This is a genomic window from Methylocella tundrae (assembly GCF_901905185.1).
In the GTDB taxonomy this organism is placed as follows: domain Bacteria; phylum Pseudomonadota; class Alphaproteobacteria; order Rhizobiales; family Beijerinckiaceae; genus Methylocapsa; species Methylocapsa tundrae.
The window spans coordinates 1-255 of record NZ_CABFMQ020000069.1 but is presented as its reverse complement, the minus strand read 5'-3'; the positions used below and the strand labels follow the sequence as shown (position 1 = coordinate 255).

The following is a 255-nucleotide window of genomic DNA, read 5'->3' as shown; positions in this document are numbered from 1 at the left end:
TGCCGAACAAGCCGCGGGGTGTTCCGCGCGTCGATGATCGTCGCGTCTTGAACGGTATCTTCTGGCGCTTGCGGACTGGCGCGCCCTGGGCGGACATTCCGCGGCGCTACGGTCCGCACACAACCTGTGTCAACCGCTTCAACCGGTGGCGCAAGGCTGGTGTCTGGGACCGCATTCTCAAAGGCGTGTCAAAGGCTTATGACGGCGACATCCAAATGATCGACTCATCCTCGATCCGCGTCCATCAGCACGCCG

General features: G+C 62.4%; 1 protein-coding gene. It reads left to right on the top strand.

Annotation, left to right across the window (positions count from 1 at the left end; genetic code table 11):
- Nucleotides 1-255: transposase (locus MPC4_RS06460; protein WP_174511799.1), on the top strand; the 255-nt coding region annotated here is incomplete at both ends.